16 protein-coding genes and 2 tRNA genes are annotated in these 18945 nt (G+C 64.7%); 14 read left to right on the plus strand and 4 right to left on the minus strand.

Annotated elements, in window-relative coordinates; all coding sequences use genetic code 11:
• Nucleotides 1-58 precede the first annotated feature (58 nt).
• The 3 genes from RFM41_RS16290 to RFM41_RS16300 all read right to left on the minus strand — a co-directional run bounded on the left by RFM41_RS16290 (nt 59) and on the right by RFM41_RS16300 (nt 3790).
• Nucleotides 59-1084 (minus strand): aldose epimerase family protein, encoded by a 1026-nt coding sequence (locus RFM41_RS16290; protein ID WP_320248452.1) that lies wholly within the window; start codon nt 1082-1084, stop codon nt 59-61.
• Nucleotides 1085-1179: 95 nt separating this feature from the next.
• Nucleotides 1180-2637, minus strand: a complete 1458-nt coding sequence (locus tag RFM41_RS16295; protein WP_320248450.1) for an NAD-dependent succinate-semialdehyde dehydrogenase — start codon at nt 2635-2637, stop codon at nt 1180-1182.
• A 202-nt stretch (nt 2638-2839) separates the two neighbouring features.
• A complete protein-coding gene (locus RFM41_RS16300) occupies nt 2840-3790 on the minus strand; it encodes an AEC family transporter (RefSeq protein ID WP_320248448.1) in 951 nt (316 codons plus the stop codon).
• A gap of 163 nt (nt 3791-3953) precedes the next feature.
• On the opposite strand from RFM41_RS16300, the gene RFM41_RS16305 reads away from it, so the two are divergent.
• The 9 genes from RFM41_RS16305 (at nt 3954) to RFM41_RS16345 (ending at nt 11553) form a co-directional block, all read left to right on the plus strand.
• Nucleotides 3954-4502, plus strand: coding sequence for a histidine phosphatase family protein (locus RFM41_RS16305; RefSeq protein WP_320248446.1), 549 nt, complete (start codon nt 3954-3956; stop codon nt 4500-4502).
• A 200-nt stretch (nt 4503-4702) separates the two neighbouring features.
• A tRNA-Gln gene (locus tag RFM41_RS16310) sits at nt 4703-4778 on the plus strand.
• Nucleotides 4779-4856: transfer RNA gene (locus tag RFM41_RS16315), tRNA-Met, on the plus strand.
• Between the two features lie 362 nt (nt 4857-5218).
• On the plus strand, nt 5219-6361 hold the full coding sequence (locus RFM41_RS16320) for a slipin family protein (RefSeq protein ID WP_320248444.1): 1143 nt from the start codon (nt 5219-5221) through the stop codon (nt 6359-6361).
• A 241-nt stretch (nt 6362-6602) separates the two neighbouring features.
• Nucleotides 6603-6884, plus strand: a complete 282-nt coding sequence (locus tag RFM41_RS16325; protein WP_040981809.1) for an acyl carrier protein — start codon at nt 6603-6605, stop codon at nt 6882-6884.
• 55 nt (nt 6885-6939) lie between these two features.
• Nucleotides 6940-8127, plus strand: a complete 1188-nt coding sequence (locus RFM41_RS16330; RefSeq protein WP_320248440.1) for a beta-ketoacyl-ACP synthase — start codon at nt 6940-6942, stop codon at nt 8125-8127.
• 76 nt (nt 8128-8203) lie between these two features.
• A complete protein-coding gene (locus tag RFM41_RS16335; protein WP_320248439.1) occupies nt 8204-9475 on the plus strand; it encodes a beta-ketoacyl-ACP synthase in 1272 nt (423 codons plus the stop codon).
• Nucleotides 9476-9511: 36 nt separating this feature from the next.
• Nucleotides 9512-10540 (plus strand): zinc-binding dehydrogenase, encoded by a 1029-nt coding sequence (locus RFM41_RS16340; protein ID WP_320248438.1) that lies wholly within the window; start codon nt 9512-9514, stop codon nt 10538-10540.
• 20 nt (nt 10541-10560) lie between these two features.
• Nucleotides 10561-11553 (plus strand): lipid A biosynthesis lauroyl acyltransferase, encoded by a 993-nt coding sequence (locus RFM41_RS16345; protein ID WP_320248436.1) that lies wholly within the window; start codon nt 10561-10563, stop codon nt 11551-11553.
• A gap of 127 nt (nt 11554-11680) precedes the next feature.
• On the opposite strand, the gene RFM41_RS16350 is transcribed toward RFM41_RS16345, so the two are convergent.
• Entirely contained in the window at nt 11681-12112 is a 432-nt protein-coding gene (locus RFM41_RS16350) for a L,D-transpeptidase (RefSeq protein ID WP_320248434.1), read from the minus strand.
• Nucleotides 12113-12371: 259 nt separating this feature from the next.
• Here RFM41_RS16350 and RFM41_RS16355 point away from each other — a divergent pair, with 259 nt between their 5' ends.
• From RFM41_RS16355 to RFM41_RS16375, 5 genes are all read left to right on the plus strand, one after another.
• A complete protein-coding gene (locus tag RFM41_RS16355; protein WP_320248432.1) occupies nt 12372-13649 on the plus strand; it encodes an acetylornithine deacetylase/succinyl-diaminopimelate desuccinylase family protein in 1278 nt (425 codons plus the stop codon).
• A 127-nt stretch (nt 13650-13776) separates the two neighbouring features.
• On the plus strand, nt 13777-15255 hold the full coding sequence (locus RFM41_RS16360) for an ABC transporter substrate-binding protein (RefSeq protein WP_320248430.1): 1479 nt from the start codon (nt 13777-13779) through the stop codon (nt 15253-15255).
• 256 nt (nt 15256-15511) lie between these two features.
• Nucleotides 15512-16459 (plus strand): ABC transporter permease, encoded by a 948-nt coding sequence (locus RFM41_RS16365; protein WP_320248428.1) that lies wholly within the window; start codon nt 15512-15514, stop codon nt 16457-16459.
• On the plus strand, nt 16456-17325 hold the full coding sequence (locus tag RFM41_RS16370; protein ID WP_320248427.1) for an ABC transporter permease: 870 nt from the start codon (nt 16456-16458) through the stop codon (nt 17323-17325). Before RFM41_RS16365 ends, RFM41_RS16370 begins: the two co-directional genes overlap by 4 nt.
• On the plus strand, nt 17322-18944 hold the full coding sequence (locus RFM41_RS16375) for an ABC transporter ATP-binding protein (RefSeq protein WP_320248425.1): 1623 nt from the start codon (nt 17322-17324) through the stop codon (nt 18942-18944). The genes RFM41_RS16370 and RFM41_RS16375 overlap by 4 nt, the downstream gene beginning before the upstream one ends.
• Nucleotide 18945 lies beyond the last annotated feature (1 nt).

The raw sequence follows: 18945 nt of genomic DNA on the forward strand, positions 1-18945 counted from the left end.
GTACGCGAACACCGGAAGCGCAGGAGGCCGCCGTTTGCAGACCAGCCTGACCTAAATCTTACGGCAGCCGGAACCGGTATTCCGTCACCTGATGATAGATCTGCCCTGGCCACAGCGTGGCTTGCGGGAAATAAGGCCGGTTGGGCGCATCCGGCCAGGTCTGCGCTTCGAGGCAGAGGCCTGAAAACGCCTTGTAGCGGCGGCCGTCGAGCCCCGGCGATGTCGGCGCGACGAACTGACCGCTATAGAGCTGCAGTCCGGGTTCTGTGGTCCACACTTCCAACTCGACGCCGGAATTGGCGCCTTGCACCCAGGCGGCCTGGTGCAGCGGCCCGCGGCTGGAGGCCAGGCAGTAATTCAGGTCGTAGCGAAGCTGCTCGCCTTCCATTTCCATGCGCAGCGCCCGCGCCTGCCGGAAATCGAAAGGCGTGCCGTCGACCGGCTTCACCACGCCGGTCGGAATCATCTCGTCGTCGACGGGCGTGTAGGCGCCGGCGTTGAGCATCAGCCGGTGGTCGAGGATGTCGCCGGCCCCGCCATCGTCGAGATTGAAATAGGAATGCTGCGCGAGGTTGCACAGCGTCGGCTCCTCGCAGGTCGCGGTCAGTTCCATGCTGAGCGTGCCGGGGATCTTCAGCCGGTAGGTGCAGGTGACGTCGAGCGCGCCCGGGAAGCCCATGGCGCCGTCCGGATCGTGCAGCGTCAGCGTCACGAAATCGCGGCCGTGCAGCGAGACGGTCCATGGCCGGCGGAAAAAGCCTTCCGAGCCACCATGCAGCGTGTGCTTGCCGAGAAAATTCTGCTCGGTCTGGTATCGGTTGCCGGCGATGGTGAAGCGGCCGCCGCCGATGCGGTTGGCGAAGCGGCCAACCACGGCGCCGAAGAAGGCGCGGTCGGTCTCATAGGGTTCGAAGCGGTCGTAGCCCAGCACCAGCGGCGCATCGTGGCCGGTGAGCCTGAGGTCCTGGACGATGGCGCCCAGCCCGATGATGTTGGCGGTCAAGCCGCCTCCTCGGATCGTGAACCGGCGCACGGCCTCGCCCGCCTGCGTCGTGCCGAAGACCTCGCCGTCTTTCATAGCCATGCCCGAAATGCCATTTCCTGATCCGTGGATTTAGGCCGGCCGCGCACCGTCAGGCAAGGGCAGGCTCAAAGCCTGTCCTTGCCTGTGAATTGGCATCAGAGGCCAAGGCCGCCGAAGCAGGCATATTTGGTGTCGAGATAGTCCTCGATGCCCTGATGCCCGCCTTCGCGGCCGAGGCCGGATTCCTTGACGCCGCCGAACGGCGCCTCGGGCGTGGTGATCAGGCCCTCATTGACGCCGACCATGCCGTATTTCAGGCCTTCCATGACCCGGAAGGCGCGACCGAGATCGCCGGTGTAGAAATAGGCGGCGAGACCGAACTCGGTGTCGTTGGCCAAGGCGACCGCTTCTTCCTCGGTCTCGAACTTGAATACGGGCGCGATCGGCCCAAAAATCTCTTCCTTCATGAAGCGCATGTTCGGCGTGGCGCCGGAGATCACCGTCGGCTGGAAGAACGAGCCGCCCAGCGCATGGCGCTTGCCGCCGGCGACGACCTTGCCGCCCTTCGACGTCGCGTCGGTGATGAATTCCTCGACCTTTTCGACCGCCTTCTCGTCGATCAGCGGCCCCTGCTGCACGCCTTCCTCGAGGCCCGAACCGACCTTCAGATTGTTGCTGGCGGCGGCGAGCTTCTCGACGAACTTGTCGTAGATGCCGGCCTGCACCAGGAAGCGGTTGGTGCACACGCAGGTCTGGCCGGAATTGCGGTATTTCGCGGTGATGGCGCCGGCCACCGCGCGATCGACGTCGGCGTCGTCGAAGACCAGGAACGGCGCGTTGCCGCCGAGTTCCATCGACACTTTCTTCACCGTCGAGGCCGACTTCTGGATCAGCAGCTTGCCGACCTCGGTCGAACCGGTGAAGGTGATCTTCTTGACCAACGGATTGGTGCAGAGCTCGTCGCCGATCTCGCCGGCCGAACCGGTGACGACATTGACGACGCCCTTCGGGAAGCCGACTTCCTCGACGAGCGCGCCCCAGGCGAGGCCGGAGTAAGGCGTCTGCGAAGCCGGCTTCACCACCGCAGTGCAGCCCGCCGCCAAGGCCGGGCCGATCTTGCGGGCAAGCATCGAGGACGGGAAATTCCACGGCGTGATGGCGGCGATGACGCCGACCGGCTCCTTGGTCACCAGGATGCGGCGGTCGCCCCATGGCGAGGGCACGATGTCGCCATAGACGCGGCGACCTTCCTCGGCGAACCACAGGATGTAGCTTGCTGCTGAACCGATCTCGCCCTTGGATTCGGTGAGCGACTTGCCCTGCTCGATGGTGAGCAGCTCGGCCAGCACGTCCTGATTGTCCATCATCGCGTCATGCAGCTTGCGCAGCAGCTTCGAGCGCTCGAGCGCGGTGGTCTTGCGCCAGCTCTTGAAGGCTGCCTCGGCGGCCTCGATGGCGCGGCGGGTCTCGGCTTTGCCGGCCTTCGGCACGGTGCCGATCTTGAGGCCCGTCGCCGGATTGTTGACGTCGATGGTCTGGCCGCTGTCGGCCTGCACCCATTCGCCATTGATGAGATTGGCCTGGCGCATGAAATGGCTGGTTTTCTGAAGCATGGTCTGGCCTCCGTTCGGCGCGCTGATCGGGCCGTTTTTTGTGGATATCCGTTGAGGCGTGCTCGAGAGCCGCACGCCGGCGCATTGCTCTTACCTAGGGAAAGGCGGGCAAGCAATCATAAGATGGCATATAGGGGTTGGGCCAGCAAAGGCGAGCCGCGTCACCATTTGCAGGCCTGCCTCACTTGGATAACAACATCCCTTATCCGAAGACATGGATGACCACCGTCAGCCAGAACGACGTGGTCACCACCGCGCTTGCGGTTGCAAGCGTCATCTGGTTCGAGGCCAGCGCCTGGCCGGTGTTGAACTGGACGGCGATCAGGTAGGAATTGATGCCCGAAGGGAGTGCCGCGACCACAACCGCGACCTTGGCCGTGAGCGGCGGCAGGCCGAGCACCCACACGAACGCCAGCACCAGCGCCGGCATCAGGAACAGCTTCAACCCCGACAGCGCCAGCGCCGGCCGGATGTTGCCGGAGATGCCGAAGCGGCGCAGACTGAGCCCCATGGCGAACAACGCCACCGGGCCGGCGGTGTCGGCGAGCGTGTCGACCAGCCGCTCGACCAGGTCGGGCAGCGGCGCTCCGGTGAAGCGCCAGGCAAGCCCCGCCAGGATGCCGATGATCAGCGGATTGATGAACAGCCGCCTGAGGAAGCTTTTGACGACGCGCAGCGGATGCACCGTCTCGCCGCTGCCGCGACCGAACATCTCGAACAGCACGATCGAGGCCATCATCATGACCGGCAGGTGGATCGAAACCAGCAGCGACAGCACCTCGAAACCGCTGGCGCCGAATATGCCGAGGATGAAGGGCGCGCCGAGCAGCACGACATTGGAATAGGCCGAGGACACGCCGCCGACGATGCCGGCGCGGGCGTCCCGGCCGAAGACGCGCGTCATCACCAGGTGGCCCCCGGCCCAGGTGATCGCCACCGCCGCGAAATAGGCGCCCCACAGCGACCATGGCGTGACGCCGTGGAAATCCGATTTGACCATGGTCTGGAAGAGCAGCAGCGGCATCGCCACGTTGACGGCGAATTCGGAAATACCCTCCCCGCTCGCCGGCCTCAGATAGCCGGTAAACCCGGCCAGATAGCCGAGCGCCACAAGGCTGAAGACGAAGAGGACGGTTTCGGTGAGCGGAGTCATTTTGCGGGCGGAGGCATTTTTCCCGTGATAGGCGAGCCCCGACCGCGGTGCAATTGGCGCGGCGCGCCGATCTCAGGCGCCTCCGCTTGTTTTCCGGACGGCTTTGCGGTCCCTATATGCCAATCACGGCCTTGGTCCCGCCCGGGCCGCCATAGGACTTCCGATGCTGCGACTTGTTCTGGCGCTTTTTCTCCTGGCTGTTCCGAGCCTTGCCCACGCGACCGACGCCGGCTGGGCGCTGCTGCGCGACGGCGGCCACGTCGTGCTGCTTCGCCACGCCTTCGTCACCGGAGCGACCGACCCGGCGAATTTCGACATCGGCAATTGCGCCACGCAGCTCAATCTCTCCGAGCGCGGCAAGCAGCAGGCAAGCCGCATCGGCGCGCTGTTCGCGGCGCGCGCGGCGCCGATCGACCACGTGCTCTCCAGCCGCTACTGCCGTTGCCTCGACACAGCCCGCATCGCTTTCGAATCCGAACCGCAACCCTTCGCGCCGCTCGACCTGCTCAAGACCGACCCGGCCGAAAAGACCGCGCAAATGGAAGCGGTGATGAAGGAGATCCGCAGCTATTCCGGTTCGGACAATCTGGTGCTGGTCACGCATCTGGAAAACATCGAGGCGCTCACCGGCGTCGCGCCGCGCGAAGGCGAAGCCGTGGTGGTGGCGCCGGAAGGCGATAACCTCAAAGTGCTCGGCCGCGTCACCTTCTAGGCCACTGTTGCTAAAATATCACAGCCGAAAGAAGCCGCGAAGCCGCCGCGACAATGCCGCTTGCGACAACCCGTCGCAGGGTCTATAGGCGCGCTCCCGGTCACGAAAACCGAAGCGAGCACAACGGTTGGAGCTTTCGTCTCCGCCCGCGCAGCCGGCTCTGCCACGCTGTGTACGGCGCCGTTTCGGGGGTTGGGATCGCCGATGTAGCTCAGAGGTGAGAGCGCCGGATTTTGGGTCCGGAGGTCAGGGGTTCGAGTCCCTTCATCAGCACCACGGATAGCTCAGTTGGGTAGAGCATCAGACTCATAATCTGACGGTCGAAGGTTCGAATCCTTCTGCATTGGCCTTCCAAGCCAAGCCACCCTGTCACGGTGTTATCTGGAAAATCGGTCCGGGGACCGGAATGCGAGGACTTCATGGACGGCAAGGCTTCGGCCTCGCCGGCCCGCGACGTCCTGCGCCATCGGCGCGCGGCCAGGCCCGCGGTGACGATCAAGGCGCGGTGTCGCCGGCAAACGAAGCTTCGGCTTCCGGCGCCCGCTTCGCCGTCCCGCGATCCGCTCCCGAAGGTCCGCTTCGCGCGGATGCCACCGGTCCCCGGATCATTCATGCTGGGACGTGAAGTACGACACGACGTGAAACGAGAAACGAAAAGGAAGATCGACGCATGACGTGACGCCTCGCATGGGGCCATGCCCGACAGGAGTAAGACAATGACGACTATTCTCGACAAGGTTCTTGGGCGCAAGCGCGTCCTCGTAAAGGAAAACGAACGTGCCGTCGCCCTTTATAAGGGCGAGATCCAGACGATCCTGATGCCGGGCGAACATTGGCTCGCCAACCGGCGCGGAAGCCTCGAGGTCTCCAGGCACGATCTGAAGAATCCGGAATTCGTTTCGGCATATGAGAAGGCGTTGTTCGACAAGCTCCCGGACGTGGCCGCGCGTCACTTCACCGTCGTTCGCACCGGGCGCACGGACGTCGCCGTCATCGAGCGTGACGGCAGCCTCCATGCCGTGCTGGCGCCGGACCGCAAGCTCGTGCTCTGGACGGATACCGGCCCGTGGAAGGTGACGACGATCGACACTTTGGCCGATCTCGCCATCGATCCGGCGGTCATGCGCCGGCTTGGCCAGGCCAGGAAGGCGGAGCTGATGTCCGTCTATCCGGTCATGGACGGTCAGGTCGGGCTGCTCTTCGTGGACGGCGTCTTCGCCCGCACGCTTGAAGCGGGCGTGCACGCCTTCTGGAATGTCGGCCGCATGGTCCAGGTGAAGGTCGTCGACATCAAGCGCCAGTCGCTCGATGTCGCCGGGCAGGAAATGCTGACCAGGGATCGTGTGACGATCCGCGTCAACATCGCCGCCGAATACCGGGTCGTCGATCCGGCCAAGGCGGTGAGCACGGTGAAGGACTTTTCCGAAGCCCTCTACCGCGCCCTGCAGTATGCCTTCCGCAAGACGCTCGGCGCGCTCACGCTCGACCAGATCCTCGACAAGAAGGTGATGGTCGACGAGGACGCGGCGGCCAAGGTGCGCGAAGACATGGCCGCGATCGGCGTCGAGGTCAGCGATATCGCCCTCAAGGATGTGATCCTGCCGGGCGATATGCGCGAGATCCTCAACCAGGTGGTCGCGGCCGAGAAGCAGGCCGAGGCTAACGTCATCCGGCGCCGCGAGGAGACGAACGCCACGCGTTCGCTGCTCAACACGGCCAAGGTGATGGCCGAGAACCCGGTGATGCTGCGGCTGAAGGAGCTCGAGGCTCTCGAAGCCATCGCCGGCAAGGTCGAACGGCTCACCGTCCACAACGGGACGGGTGGGCTGCTCAACGACCTCGTCAAGCTCCGTGACTGATGCATGTCGCCCAAAAGTGGGTTTCCGGTTTTTGGGACAACGACATGCATCGAAATGGAAAGCTTATGTGACGTCAAACGGGAAGGGCCTCCGGTTCGACCGGCGGCCCTTCTTGCGTTTCCCCGGCCCCCTACCCATCTGCCCCCGGCGCATCAGGCCTTTTCCTGCCGGGAAAAACCGATTAGACAGCGCCCAAAGCAAGATGCGGACAGATTCCGCCCGCAACCCGAAGGAAGAGCCCTTGTCCACCACGTTCGAGAAAGTCGCCAAGATCATTGCCGACACCAGCGAGATCGATATCGACACCATCACGCCCGAGAGCCACACGATCGACGATCTCGGCATCGACAGCCTCGATTTCCTCGACATCGTCTTTGCCATCGATAAGGAATTCGGCATCAAGGTGCCGCTGGAGAAGTGGACGCAGGAAGTCAATGACGGCAAGGCTTCGACCGACGACTACTTCGTCATGAAGAACCTCTGCGCCAAGATCGACGCGCTGGTCGCGGCCAAGAACGCCTGAAGCGGCTTGGGCGCGGTCTTGACGCGCCCTGCCAGCTGACCCACAACAGCCGCCCATGAGTTCTCACGACGTCGTCATCACCGGCATCGGCCTTGTCTCTTCATTGGGAGAAGGCCCCGACGCGCATTGGCAGAAGCTGACGCAGCCTGGTTTCCAGCCGGTGCTCGATGCGGCGCGCTTCGCGCCTTACACCATCCATCCCCTGCCGGAGATCGACTGGAACCTGCAGATCGCCAAGCGCGGCGACCAGCGCCAGATGGAAACCTGGCAGCGGCTCGGCACCTATGCCGCCGGCCTGGCGCTGGACGACGCCGGCATCAAGGGCAATGACGAGCTTTGCACCACGATGGACATGGTGGTGGCGGCCGGTGGCGGCGAGCGCGACGAAGCCGTCGACGCCGCCATCCTTGCGGCCTCCGAGAACCGCAACGACCGCGACGTGCTGCTCAACGAGAAGCTGACCACGGAACTGCGGCCGACCTTGTTCCTCGCCCAGCTCTCCAACCTGCTCGCCGGCAACATTTCGATCGTCCACAAGGTCACCGGTTCGTCGCGCACCTTCATGGGCGAGGAAGGCGCCGGGGTCTCGGCCGTCGAGACGGCGGCCGCGCGCATCCGCTCGGGACAGTCGACCCATGTTCTGGTCGGCGGCGCCTTCCAGACCGAGCATTCCGACATGCTGCTCGGCTATGAGCTCGCCGGTTACCTGCATCGCGGCCCATGGAAGCCGGTCTGGCAACGCCAGGGCGCCGAAGGCGGCGGCGTGGTGACGGGTTCAGGCGGCGCCTTCCTGGTGCTGGAACAGCGCGAGCACGCAGAAAAACGCGGCCGCAAGATCTACGCCGAGCTTGGCCCCGTCGTCTCCGGCCGCGCCAGGCGCCGGCAAGGCGAGCTGAATTCAGAGATTGCCGCGCTGTTGAAGCAGGCCCACCTTCCCGATGGCGACCTGCTTACGATTTCCGCCGCCTCCGGCGCCCACGCCGCCACCGCGGCCGAAAAAGCGGCGCTCGACGCCAACCCAGCTTTGGCCGTGCGTGCCTTTTCGACGCTGACCGGCCATATGAAGGAAGCGCAATTCCCCTTTGCGGTTGCGCTCGCGGCGATGGCCGTCGACCGCAAGGCCGGCTACCCTGTCTTCGATGCCACAGTGGAGCGCCCATTCGAAGGCGCGCCGAATTCCGTCCTTGCAACCGCGATCGGCTATCACCAATTCGAGGGCTTGGGGCTGGTTAAAGCCGCTTAGATCGGTTTTCCGCAGTTCCGGGCGGAAACCGCTACACACTTTTCGTGGAATTGCTCGATAACGAGGCAGACAAAGCATGGCCAATCTTCGCGATCACATGGGTCGGCCGATCGTCGCCGTGACCGGCATCGGCGTGGTGACCTCGCTCGGCGTCGGCAAAAAAGACAATTGGTCGGCGCTGACCTCGGGCAAATCCGGCATCCATCCGATCACCCGTTTTCCGGTCGATCACCTCAACACGCGCATTTCCGGCATGGTCGACTTCCTGCCCTCGAGCTCGAAGGGCGCCAGCCACCTGACCTACGAACTGGCCGAGACGGCCGCCCAGGAGGCGGTCTCGGAAGCGGGCCTCGATTCCGGCGATTTCGGCGGCCCGCTGTTCCTGGCCTCGCCGCCGGTCGAGCTCGACTGGGCCGACCGCTTCTCGCTCTATAATTCCGACAAGAATGACGGCGGCGCCGAAAGGCTGCTGCGAGTCGCGCGCGGACTGAAGGAGCTCGACATCTTCGAAACCACGCAGTTCGGCTCGATCGCCGACCGGCTGGCCGACCGCTTCGGCACGGGCGGGTTGCCGATCACTTTGTCCACCGCTTGCGCCTCGGGCGCCACCGCCATCCAGCTCGGCGTCGAGGCGATCCGGCGTGGCGAGTGCGACAAGGCGCTGTCGATCGGCGCCGACGGCTCGGCGACCGCCGAGGCGCTGATCCGGTTCTCGCTGCTTTCGGCGCTCTCCACCCACAACGACATTCCCGAGAAGGCCTCAAAGCCCTTCTCCAAGGACCGCGACGGCTTCGTGCTGGCCGAAGGTTCCGGCGCGCTGGTGCTGGAATCGCTTGAGGCGGCCCTTGCGCGCGGCGCCACGATCCTCGGCATCATGCGCGGCTGCGGCGAGCGCGCGGACGACTTCCACCGCACCCGCTCCAAGCCCGATGCTTCGCCGGCGATCGCCACGGTGCGCGCCGCCCTTGCCGATGCGGGCCTCGGCGAAGACGAGATCGACTACGTCAACGCGCACGGCACCTCGACGCCGGAAAACGACAAGATGGAGCACCTCTCGCTGTCGACGGTGTTCGGCGAGCGGGTCGGCTCGATGCCGATCTCGTCGAACAAGTCGATGATAGGCCACACATTGTCCGCCGCCGGCGCGGTGGAGGCCGCCTTCTCGCTGATGACCATGCGCGAAAGCGTCATCCCGCCGACCATCAATTACGACAATCCCGATCCGGCCATCGTGCTCGATGTCGTGCCGAACAAGAAGCGCAACGCCGAAGTCGGCACGGTTTTGTCGAATTCCTTCGGCTTCGGCGGCCAGAACACCTGCCTTGTCATGGCGCGGGAACCGGTCTAAGCGGACCTTTCCGCTCGACAGAACCCGACAGGCCAAATGCGCGCATTGCAACTTATCGAGGACCGCCGCCTTGAAACGGTGGACCTGCCGCCTCCACCGCCGCCTTCGCTGGGCGAAGTGACGCTCCGCATCAAGGCGGTGGCGCTCAACCATATCGACGTCTGGGGCTGGCGCGGCATGGCCTTTGCCAAGCGCAAGCTGCCGCTGGTCGTCGGCGCCGAGGCCGCCGGCGAGGTCGAAACGGTCGGACCGGGCGTCTCCAACCTGCTGCCCGGACAGTTGGTCTCGATCTATGGCGCGCGCACCTGCGGGCTGTGCCGGGCCTGCCGCGAAGGCCGCGACAATCTCTGCGAGCATGTTTCTGGGGTCCACGGCTTCCATCTCGACGGCTTCGCCCAGGAAAAGATCAACCTGCCGGCGCGCCTCCTGGTGCCCGCGCCGCCCGGCGTCACCGAGATCGGCGCCGCGGTCGCTCCGGTTACCTTCGGTACGGTCGAGCACATGCTGTTCGACAATGCCAGGCTGGAACCCGGCGAAACCATCCTCGTCCATGCCGGCGGTTCCGGCATCGGTTCCGCCGCCATCCAGCTGGCGAAGCGGATGGGCTGCATGGTGATCACCACGGTCGGCTCGAACGACAAGGTCGACAAGGCCAGGGCGCTTGGCGCCGATCACGTCATCAACTACCGCGAGGACCGCTTCGAAGGCGTCGTGCGCAAGCTGACGAAGAAGAAAGGCGTCGACGTCGTGTTCGAGCATGTCGGCGCCGACACCTTCGCCGGCTCGATGCTGTGCCTGAAGCGCGGCGGCCGCCTCGTCACCTGCGGCTCGACCTCCGGCGTGTCGACGCAGGTCAACCTGATGCAGCTCTTCCAGCAGCAGCTGAAGCTGCTTGGCTCCTTCGGCTGCCGCATGGAAAACATGGCCAATGCCATGCAGAAGATGGCGGCGGGGCTCGTTGCCCCGGTCATCGACACCGAGGTCGGCTTCGACGACATCGATGCCGCGCTGAAGCGCATGGAAGGCCGTGACGTCTTCGGCAAGATCATCCTGCGCGTTTCCTAAGGCAGTTCCAGGAAAGGCGGATGGTCGGCAACGCTTTCAGGAAAGCCCGCCGGGACTTCATGTTCCGCTACGGCCTGCGGCTGCGCCAGATGGAGCACTGGCTGGTCGCCAGGCTTGCCATCGTGCTGCTCTCGCTGCTGCGCCTGCTGCCGCCGGACAGCGCGCTCAATTTCGCCGACCGCGTCACCCGCCGCATCGGCCCGCTGGTCGGACGCCACCGCGTCGCGGTCAACAACCTGCGCCTTGCCTATCCTGAAAAGAGCGACGCCGAGATCGAAGCCATTGCCCGGGACATGTGGGGTAACATGGCCCGCCTTGCCGCCGAATACATCTTCCTCGACGCGCTGTTCGACTTCGATCCGGACGCCTCGAAGCCGGGGCGGGTCGAAGTGCGCGGCGTCGAACATTTCGTCGAGATCGCCGGCGAGAAGAAGCCGCACATCCTGTTCACCGGCCATCTCGGCAACTTCGAGCTGCTGCCGGTGGCGGCCGCCACGTTCGGCATGAACATAACGGCGCTATTCCGCCCGCCGAACAACCCCTATCTCGCCGACTACATCCACTCGACGCGCCGCTCTTCGATGGGCGCCCTGCTGCCCTCCTCCACCGGCGCGTCCTTCGCCCTTGCCGGCATCCTGGAAAAGGGCGGCAATATCGGCGTGCTGGTCGATCAGAAATTCTCGGGCGGCGTGGACACGACCTTCTTCGGCCGCCCGTGCCAGAGCAACCCGATGCTCGGCATGCTGGCCCGCCACTACGACTGCGATGTCTACCCCGCCCGCTGCGTCAGGCTGCCAGGCAACCGATTCCGTCTGGAAATCGAGGACAAGCTGGTCTTGCCGCGCACCGAAGGCGGCAGCGTCGACGTCAGCGCCACAACCCAGCTGCTGACCGATGTGGTCGAGCGCTGGGTACGTGAGGACCCCGGCCAGTGGATGTGGTTCCACAAGCGCTGGGAAATCAGCGGCCGCCGCCGCAAGCGCGGACAGTCGAAGGCGACAGCCGGCCTTTAGAGCAATTCCAGGAAAAGTGTGAGCGGTTAGGCTCGGCGACTTCGCCGTAGCCTTCCGTCCGGAATTGCGTAAAAACAAAGAGATAGGGCGTTTCGCCGTTTCCGTGAAACGGGTGAAATGCACCAGGTCAGTTGGTCACGAGGATCCGCGTGTTGCCGAAGCCGGCTTCCTTGACCATCGCGTAGAAGGTCGCGGCATTGGCCGTGTGCAGACGCACGCAGCCATGCGAGGCCGGCCGGCCAAGATACCTTACCGCGCCCGTCCCGTGAATGGCATAGCCGCCATGGAAGAACACCGAATAGGGCATCGGCGAGTTGTCGTACTTGCGCGAATACCACATCCGGGCTGTCCATTGCGGCCGGTAGCTGCCGCGCGGCGTGAAGTAGCCCTTGCGCGCGGTCGACACGCTCCAGCGGTACATCACCTGGCCGTATTTGCTGACGGTCATGGTCTGTGTCGAGACGTCGATATTGGCGACAAGCGTGGCCGCCCGGCTTGCGATAGACATGCCGAACAACGCGGTTGCCAGCACGGTTGCCATGAGAACGAACTTTTTCATGCGATCAAACCCCTTTGATTGCCCCCTGCCATCCACGCGGTTTTCCATTTTTTTGCCGGCAGGTGCGTTAAGTACCACACACTCCTTGACGAATCCGCCAATCCAATGCGGCGAATTTGAACGATTTCCCGGTATAGTTGCCGCTGCGACACGCACCCTCTGGAGTTTAGGCGGGGCGTTGGGCCATGCGCAGATCGTCGTGTGGCAATGAGCGACTGGTTGCTTGCAAAAGTGCTGCGTTCCTTCTTCAATCCGCCGCATGAATGAACGACTTCTCAAGGCGGTCGAGGACCGGACCGGCGACCTCGTTTCGCTGACCACGGAGCTGATCCGCTTCCCGACCGTCAATCCGCCGGGCGAAGCCTACCGGCCATGCGCCGAGTTCCTTGGCGCGCGCCTCAGGAAACTGGGCTTCGAAACCGAGTTCATCCGGGCCGAAGGCGCGCCCGGCGACAGCGACCGCTACCCGCGCGTCAACATCGTCGCCCGCTTCGACGGCCGCTCGCCCGGCCCTTGCGTGCACTTCAACTCGCATATCGACGTGGTCGAGGCCGGCGACGGCTGGACCGTCGATCCCTTTGCTGGCGTGGTGAAGGACGGCAGGGTCTATGGCCGCGGCGCCTGCGACATGAAGGGCGGCCTGGCAGCCTCGGTCATCGCCGTCGAGGCCTTCATGCAAGTCTATCCGGATTTCCCCGGCGCCATCGAGATATCGGGCACGGCGGACGAGGAATCGGGCGGTTTCGGCGGTGTCGCCCATCTGGCCAGGCTGGGCTATTTCTCGAAGCCGAAGGTCGATCACGTCATCATCCCCGAGCCGCTGAACAAGGATCGCATCTGCCTTGGCCATCGCGGCGTGTGGTGGGCCGAGATCGAGACCAAGGGCGAGATCGCGCATGGCTCGATGCCGTTCCTCGGCGACAATGCGGTGCGCCACATGGGCGCCGTGCTGCAGGCCTTCGAGGACGAGCTGTTCCCGGCCCTCGACCGCAAGATGACGCGCATGCCGGTGGTGCCGGAAGGCGCCAGGCGCTCGACCATGAACATCAATTCCATCCATGGCGGCCAGACCGAGGATTTCCGGCCGGGGCTTCCCTCGCCCAACGTGCCGGATTCCTGCCGGCTCACCATCGACCGGCGCTTCCTGCTCGAGGAGGACATCGCCACCGTCAAGGGCGAGGTCACCGGCATCCTCGAACGGCTGAAGCGTGAGCGGAAGAAATTCGACTACGAGATCCGCGACCTGATGGAGGTGCTGCCGCTGATGACCGAGCGCGACGCACCGGTGGTGAAGGCGGTCGCCAAAGGCATCATGGAGGTGTTCGACCGCGAGCCCGACTACGTGATCTCTCCCGGCACCTACGACCAGAAGCACGTCGCGCGCATCGGCCACCTCTACGACTGCATCGCCTACGGCCCGGGCATTCTCGACCTTGCGCATAGGCCGGACGAATGGGTGGGCATCGCCGACATGGTGGAATCGGCCAAGGTGATGGCGATCGGACTCAATATCTTGCTGAGAGGTACCGCGGACTGATCGGGGCCGATGTTGGGAAAAACATTTCCCGCGACGGGACACGGCAGCACGAAACGCAATTTACTCGCACGCGAAATCACGCTTCTATCCGCCGGCTTGAGCAGGTTTGAGCAATGGGAGTTCAGCGATGAAACTGTGGAAGACCATCCTGGCCGCGGCTGTGCTGTCGCTTGCCGCCGCCACCTCGGCCTTTGCCGCGCGCACCGATCTGGTCATCGGCATTCCGCTCGAACCCCCGCATCTCGACCCGACGGCCGGCGCCGCCGCGGCGATCAGGGAAGTTACCTACGCCAACGTCTTCGAGGGCCTGACCCGCATCGGTCCGAACAGCGAGGTGCTGCCCGATCTCGCCGAAAGCTGGACCATTTCGGATGACGGCAAGGTCTATACGTTCAAGCTGCACACCGGCGTGAAATTCCATGACGGCGCGGATTTCAGCGCCGATGACGTGAAATTCTCGCTCGACCGCGCCCGCGCAAAAGATTCAGTCAACGCGCAAAAGCAGCTTTTCGCCGCCATCGACAAGGTCGAGGTGGTCGACCCTGCGACCGTGAAGGTCACGCTGACCCATCCGCAAGGTTCCTTCCTCTACAATATGGGCTGGGGCGACGCGGTGATCGTGTCGCCGAAGTCGGCCGACACCAACAAGGAAAAGCCGATCGGCACCGGCCCCTTCAAGTTCCAGAACTGGGCCAAGGGCTCGTCGATCACCCTAGTGAAATCGGACGGCTATTGGGGCGCTCCGGTGTTCCTCGACAAGGTCGAGTTCCGCATCGTGCCGGACGCCGCGGCTGCCGTGCCGGCACTGCTTTCCGGCGATATCCAGGCCTTCCCCTTCTTCGATCCGGACAGCGTCTCCCAGGTCAAGGACGACCCGCGCTTCAAGGTCGTGGTCGGTTCGACCGAAGGCGAAACGATCCTTTCAATCAACAACAAGAAGCCGCCTTTCGATAAATTGCAGGTGCGCCGGGCGATCTCCTACGCGCTTGACCGCAAGGCGATCATCGACGGCGCGTCGGCCGGCCTCGGCCTGCCGATCGGCTCGCATATGTCGCCGACCAACAAATACTATGTCGACCTCACCGGCCGTTACCCGCACGATGTGGCCAAGGCCAAGGAGCTGCTGAAGGAGGCGGGCCTCGAGAACGGCTTCAAGGCGACGCTGAAACTGCCGCCGCCGTCCTATGCCCGGCTCGGCGGCGAGATCATCGCATCGCAGCTGCGCGACGTCGGCATAAATCTCGAGATCATCCCGGTCGAGTGGGCGCAATGGCTGGACCAGGTCTTCACCAAGAAGGACTACGACCTCACCATCGTCTCGCACACGGAGCCGAACGACATCGATATCTATTCGCGCAAGGACTATTACTTCAACTACGACAATCCGACCTTCGACAAGGTGATCGCCGATCTGGAGCTGACGTCGGACGAGGCCAAGCGCAAGGAATTGTATGCTCAGGCACAGAAGATCCTCGCCGACGACGCCGTGGTAGGCTTCCTCTACGAATTGCCGAAGGTTGGTGTCTGGGACGCCAAGCTGCAAGGCCTGTGGGAGAACGCGCCGATCCCGGCCAACGATCTGACCAAGGTGAAGTGGACGGATTGAGGCTCGCCAGCCAAGGGCGAAACTTGCGCTCCGTCACACCCCCCTCTGTCCTGCCGGACATCTCCCCCACAAGAGGGGAGATTGAGCTTTCATTCGCGCTTTCGCCAATCGCCGACGTTGCGGGAAGAGCCCCGTGGGCGAAGCTGCAAATCTCCCCCCTTGCGGGGGAGATGCCCGGCAGGGCAGAGGGGGGTTGGCGGGAACTCGGCTTTGATCCAGCCGCCTTCACACGCGGACACGCGATCTTCGGCCTCCCATGACCGCCTACCTCCTCAAACGCCTCATCATCGCGGCCCTCACCCTGGTGCTGGCCTCGATCGTGGTGTTCGCGGTCATGGAAATCCTGCCCGGCGACCCGGCGCGCCTGATGCTTGGCATGAATGCCAGCGCCGACCAGGTCGAAGTGCTGCGCGATCAGATGGGGCTGAACGCGCCGCTGGTGCTGCGCTACCTGCACTGGGCGGCCGGCTTGCTCAGCCTCGACTTCGGCCGCTCCTACACCTATTCGGTGCCTGTCATCGACCTGGTGCGCGAACGCGTCGGCGTCTCCTTGCCGCTGGCGCTGATCGCGCTGACGCTTTCGACCATCATCGCTATTCCCGTCGGCGTGTTCTCCGCCAGCCGCCAAGGTCGCGCGGGCGACACGCTTGCCATGGGCGCCGCCCAGCTCGGCGTCGCCGTGCCGAATTTCTGGTTCGCGCTGATGCTGATCTACCTCTTCGCCGTCTGGCTGCATCTGGTGCCCGCCGGCGGTTTCCCCGGTTGGAGCGCCGGCATCTGGACGGCGCTGAAATCCCTGCTGTTGCCGGCCGTAGCACTTGCGCTGCCGCAGGCGGCGATCCTGGCGCGCGTCGCCCGCTCGGCGCTGATCGAGGTGCTCAACGAAGACTATATCCGCACCGCGCGCGCCAAGGGCCTGCCCTATCGCGCCGTGCTGTGGCGCCACGCGCTGCGCAACGCGATGATCCCGGTGCTTACCATTCTCGGCTTGCAATTCGCCTTCCTGCTTGCCGGCACCATCATCATCGAGAATGTCTTCTACCTGCCTGGCCTCGGGCGGCTGATCTTCCAGGCCATCACCCAGCGCGACCTGATCGTGGTCGAGAGCATCGTCATGCTGCTGGTCGCCGCCGTGATCCTCATCAACCTCCTCGTCGATTTCTCCTACGCCATCGTCGACCCGCGCCTCAGAGGCCGGCAATGACCATGCGCGTCGACCTGCCCGAGGAAACCCTTGCCGGCGTGCTGGCCAAGGCTTTCGGCAACCGCTCTTTCCTGATCGGATTGGTCATCACGCTGCTGGTCGTGGCGGTCGCGCTTCTCTCCTTCATCTGGACGCCCGACGACGTCACAAAGCTGGTGATCGCCGATAAGACGCAGGCGCCCTCCTGGGCGCACTGGTTCGGCACCGACCATTTCGGCCGCGACATCCTGTCGATGATCATGGTCGGCGCCCGCAATTCGATCGCCGTGGCGCTGGTCGCGGTCGGCATCGGCATGGGCATCGGCGTGCCGCTCGGCGCCTTCGCGGCGGCGCGCGGCGGAATAGCCGACGAGGCGCTGATGCGCGTTAACGATCTCGTCTTCGCCTTCCCGGCCTTGCTTTCGGCGATCATGATCACCGCGATCTTCGGCCCGGGCGCCGTCAACGCCATCATTGCCATCGGCATCTTCAACATCCCGGTCTTCGCCCGTGTGGCGCGGGCCGGCGCTTTAGCCATCTGGCCGCGCGAATTCATCCTCGCCGCGCGCGCCGCCGGCAAGGGCATGACGCGCATCAGCATCGAGCACATATTGCCCAACATCGCGACGCTGCTGTTGGTCCAGGGCACGATCCAGTTCGCGCTGGGCATCCTCGCCGAGGCCGGGCTTTCCTATGTCGGCCTCGGCGCCCAGCCGCCGATGCCGAGCTGGGGCCGCATGCTGTTCGACGCGCAGACACGCGTGGTGACCGCGCCCTGGATGGCGATCTTTCCTGGCATGGCCATCGTCATCACCGTGCTCGGGTTGAACCTGCTCGGCGATGGCCTCGCCGACATCCTCGATCCGAAATCGCGGCGGCGCCGATGAGCCTGCTCGAGATCGAGAACCTGTCGCTGGCCATCGGCGCCACGCCGATCCTGAAAGGCGTCGAGCTGACGATCGCGCCGGGCGAGGTCGTCGGCCTGGTCGGCGAATCCGGCTCCGGCAAGTCGATGACGGCATTGACGGTCATGCGGCTTCTGCCGCATCTGGCGCGCACCGAAGGCCGCGTCGCCTTTAACGGCATCGACATCCTCGGCGCGACCGAGGATCAGATGTGCGCCTTGCGCGGCGACGATGTCGGCATGGTCTTCCAGGAGCCGATGACCGCGCTCAACCCGGTCAAGACCATCGGCGAGCAGGTCGCCGAAGGCATCCGCTGGCACACCAAGGCCGGCCGCGCCGAGGCAGAGGAGCGCGCCCGAAAAATCCTCGACCGCGTCGGATTGCCGGAGGCCAAATTCCCACTGTCGCGCTACCCGCATGAGCTCTCCGGCGGCCAGCGCCAGCGCGTCGTCATCGCCATCGCCTGCGCGCTGAAGCCGAAGCTGTTGATCGCCGACGAGCCGACGACAGCGCTCGACGTGGTGCTGCAGGCCCAGATCCTGGACTTGTTGCGTGATCTCGTGCGCGAAAACCGCATGGGCCTGCTGCTCATCTCGCACGACCTCGCCGTGGTGACCGAGATGGCCGATCGCCTGACCATCCTGCGCCGTGGCGAGGTAACCGATGCCGGCGACACCGCCCGCACGCTGTCGGAGCAACAGCATCCCTACACGCGCGAGCTGGCGCTGGCCTCCATGCATGTGCCGGCACGCCCGAAACCGCACCTTGCCGGCTCGGCAAAACCCTTGCTCGAAGTCGAGAACGTCGGCCGGGACTATCCTGGGCGACGCAAATCCCTGTTCCGGCCGGCGCAGCCGATACGAGCCGTCGACGATGTCTCGCTCGCCATCGAGCCCGCCCAATCGGTGGCGCTGGTCGGCCGCTCGGGCTGCGGCAAGTCCACGCTTGCCCGCATGATCCTGGCCTTGGACAAGCCGACGGCCGGCACGATCCGCTTTCGCGGCGAGGCCATCACGGGCAGACCGGAGTCCGCGCTGAAGCCGGCCCGGCGCGACATGCAGGTGGTGTTCCAGGATCCTTACGGCTCTTTTGACCCGCGCCAGAAGGTGGAGAAGCTGGTGGCCGAGCCGCTGCATCTTCTCGAAAAGCAGCCGGCAAAGGCCGAGCGCCGCGAGATGGTCGCGCATGCGCTGCATGAGGTCGGGCTCGGACCGCGCGACATGGACAAATACCCGCATGAATTCTCGGGCGGCCAGCGCCAGCGCCTGTCGATCGCACGCGCCATCATTACCCGCCCGAAGCTGGTCGTCGCCGACGAGCCGGTCTCGGCGCTGGACGTCTCGATCCGCGCCCAGATCCTCGACCTTTTCGCCGAGCTCAACCAGAAGCTCGGCATCGCCTATCTCTTCATCACCCATGACCTGACGGTCGCCCGCGCCATGGCGGACGAGGTGCTGGTCATGCATGAAGGCAAGATCGTCGAGCGCGGCCGCGCCACCGACGTGCTCGACCATCCGCGCTCGGAGGCGGCGCAAGCGCTGATCGCGGCCGCGCCCGACCTTCACCGCGCCATCGCGCGCAAAATGCAGGAACAGGGGTAGT

The sequence above is a fragment of the Mesorhizobium vachelliae genome (assembly GCF_033977325.1).
In the GTDB taxonomy this organism is placed as follows: Bacteria; Pseudomonadota; Alphaproteobacteria; order Rhizobiales; family Rhizobiaceae; genus Mesorhizobium; species Mesorhizobium vachelliae.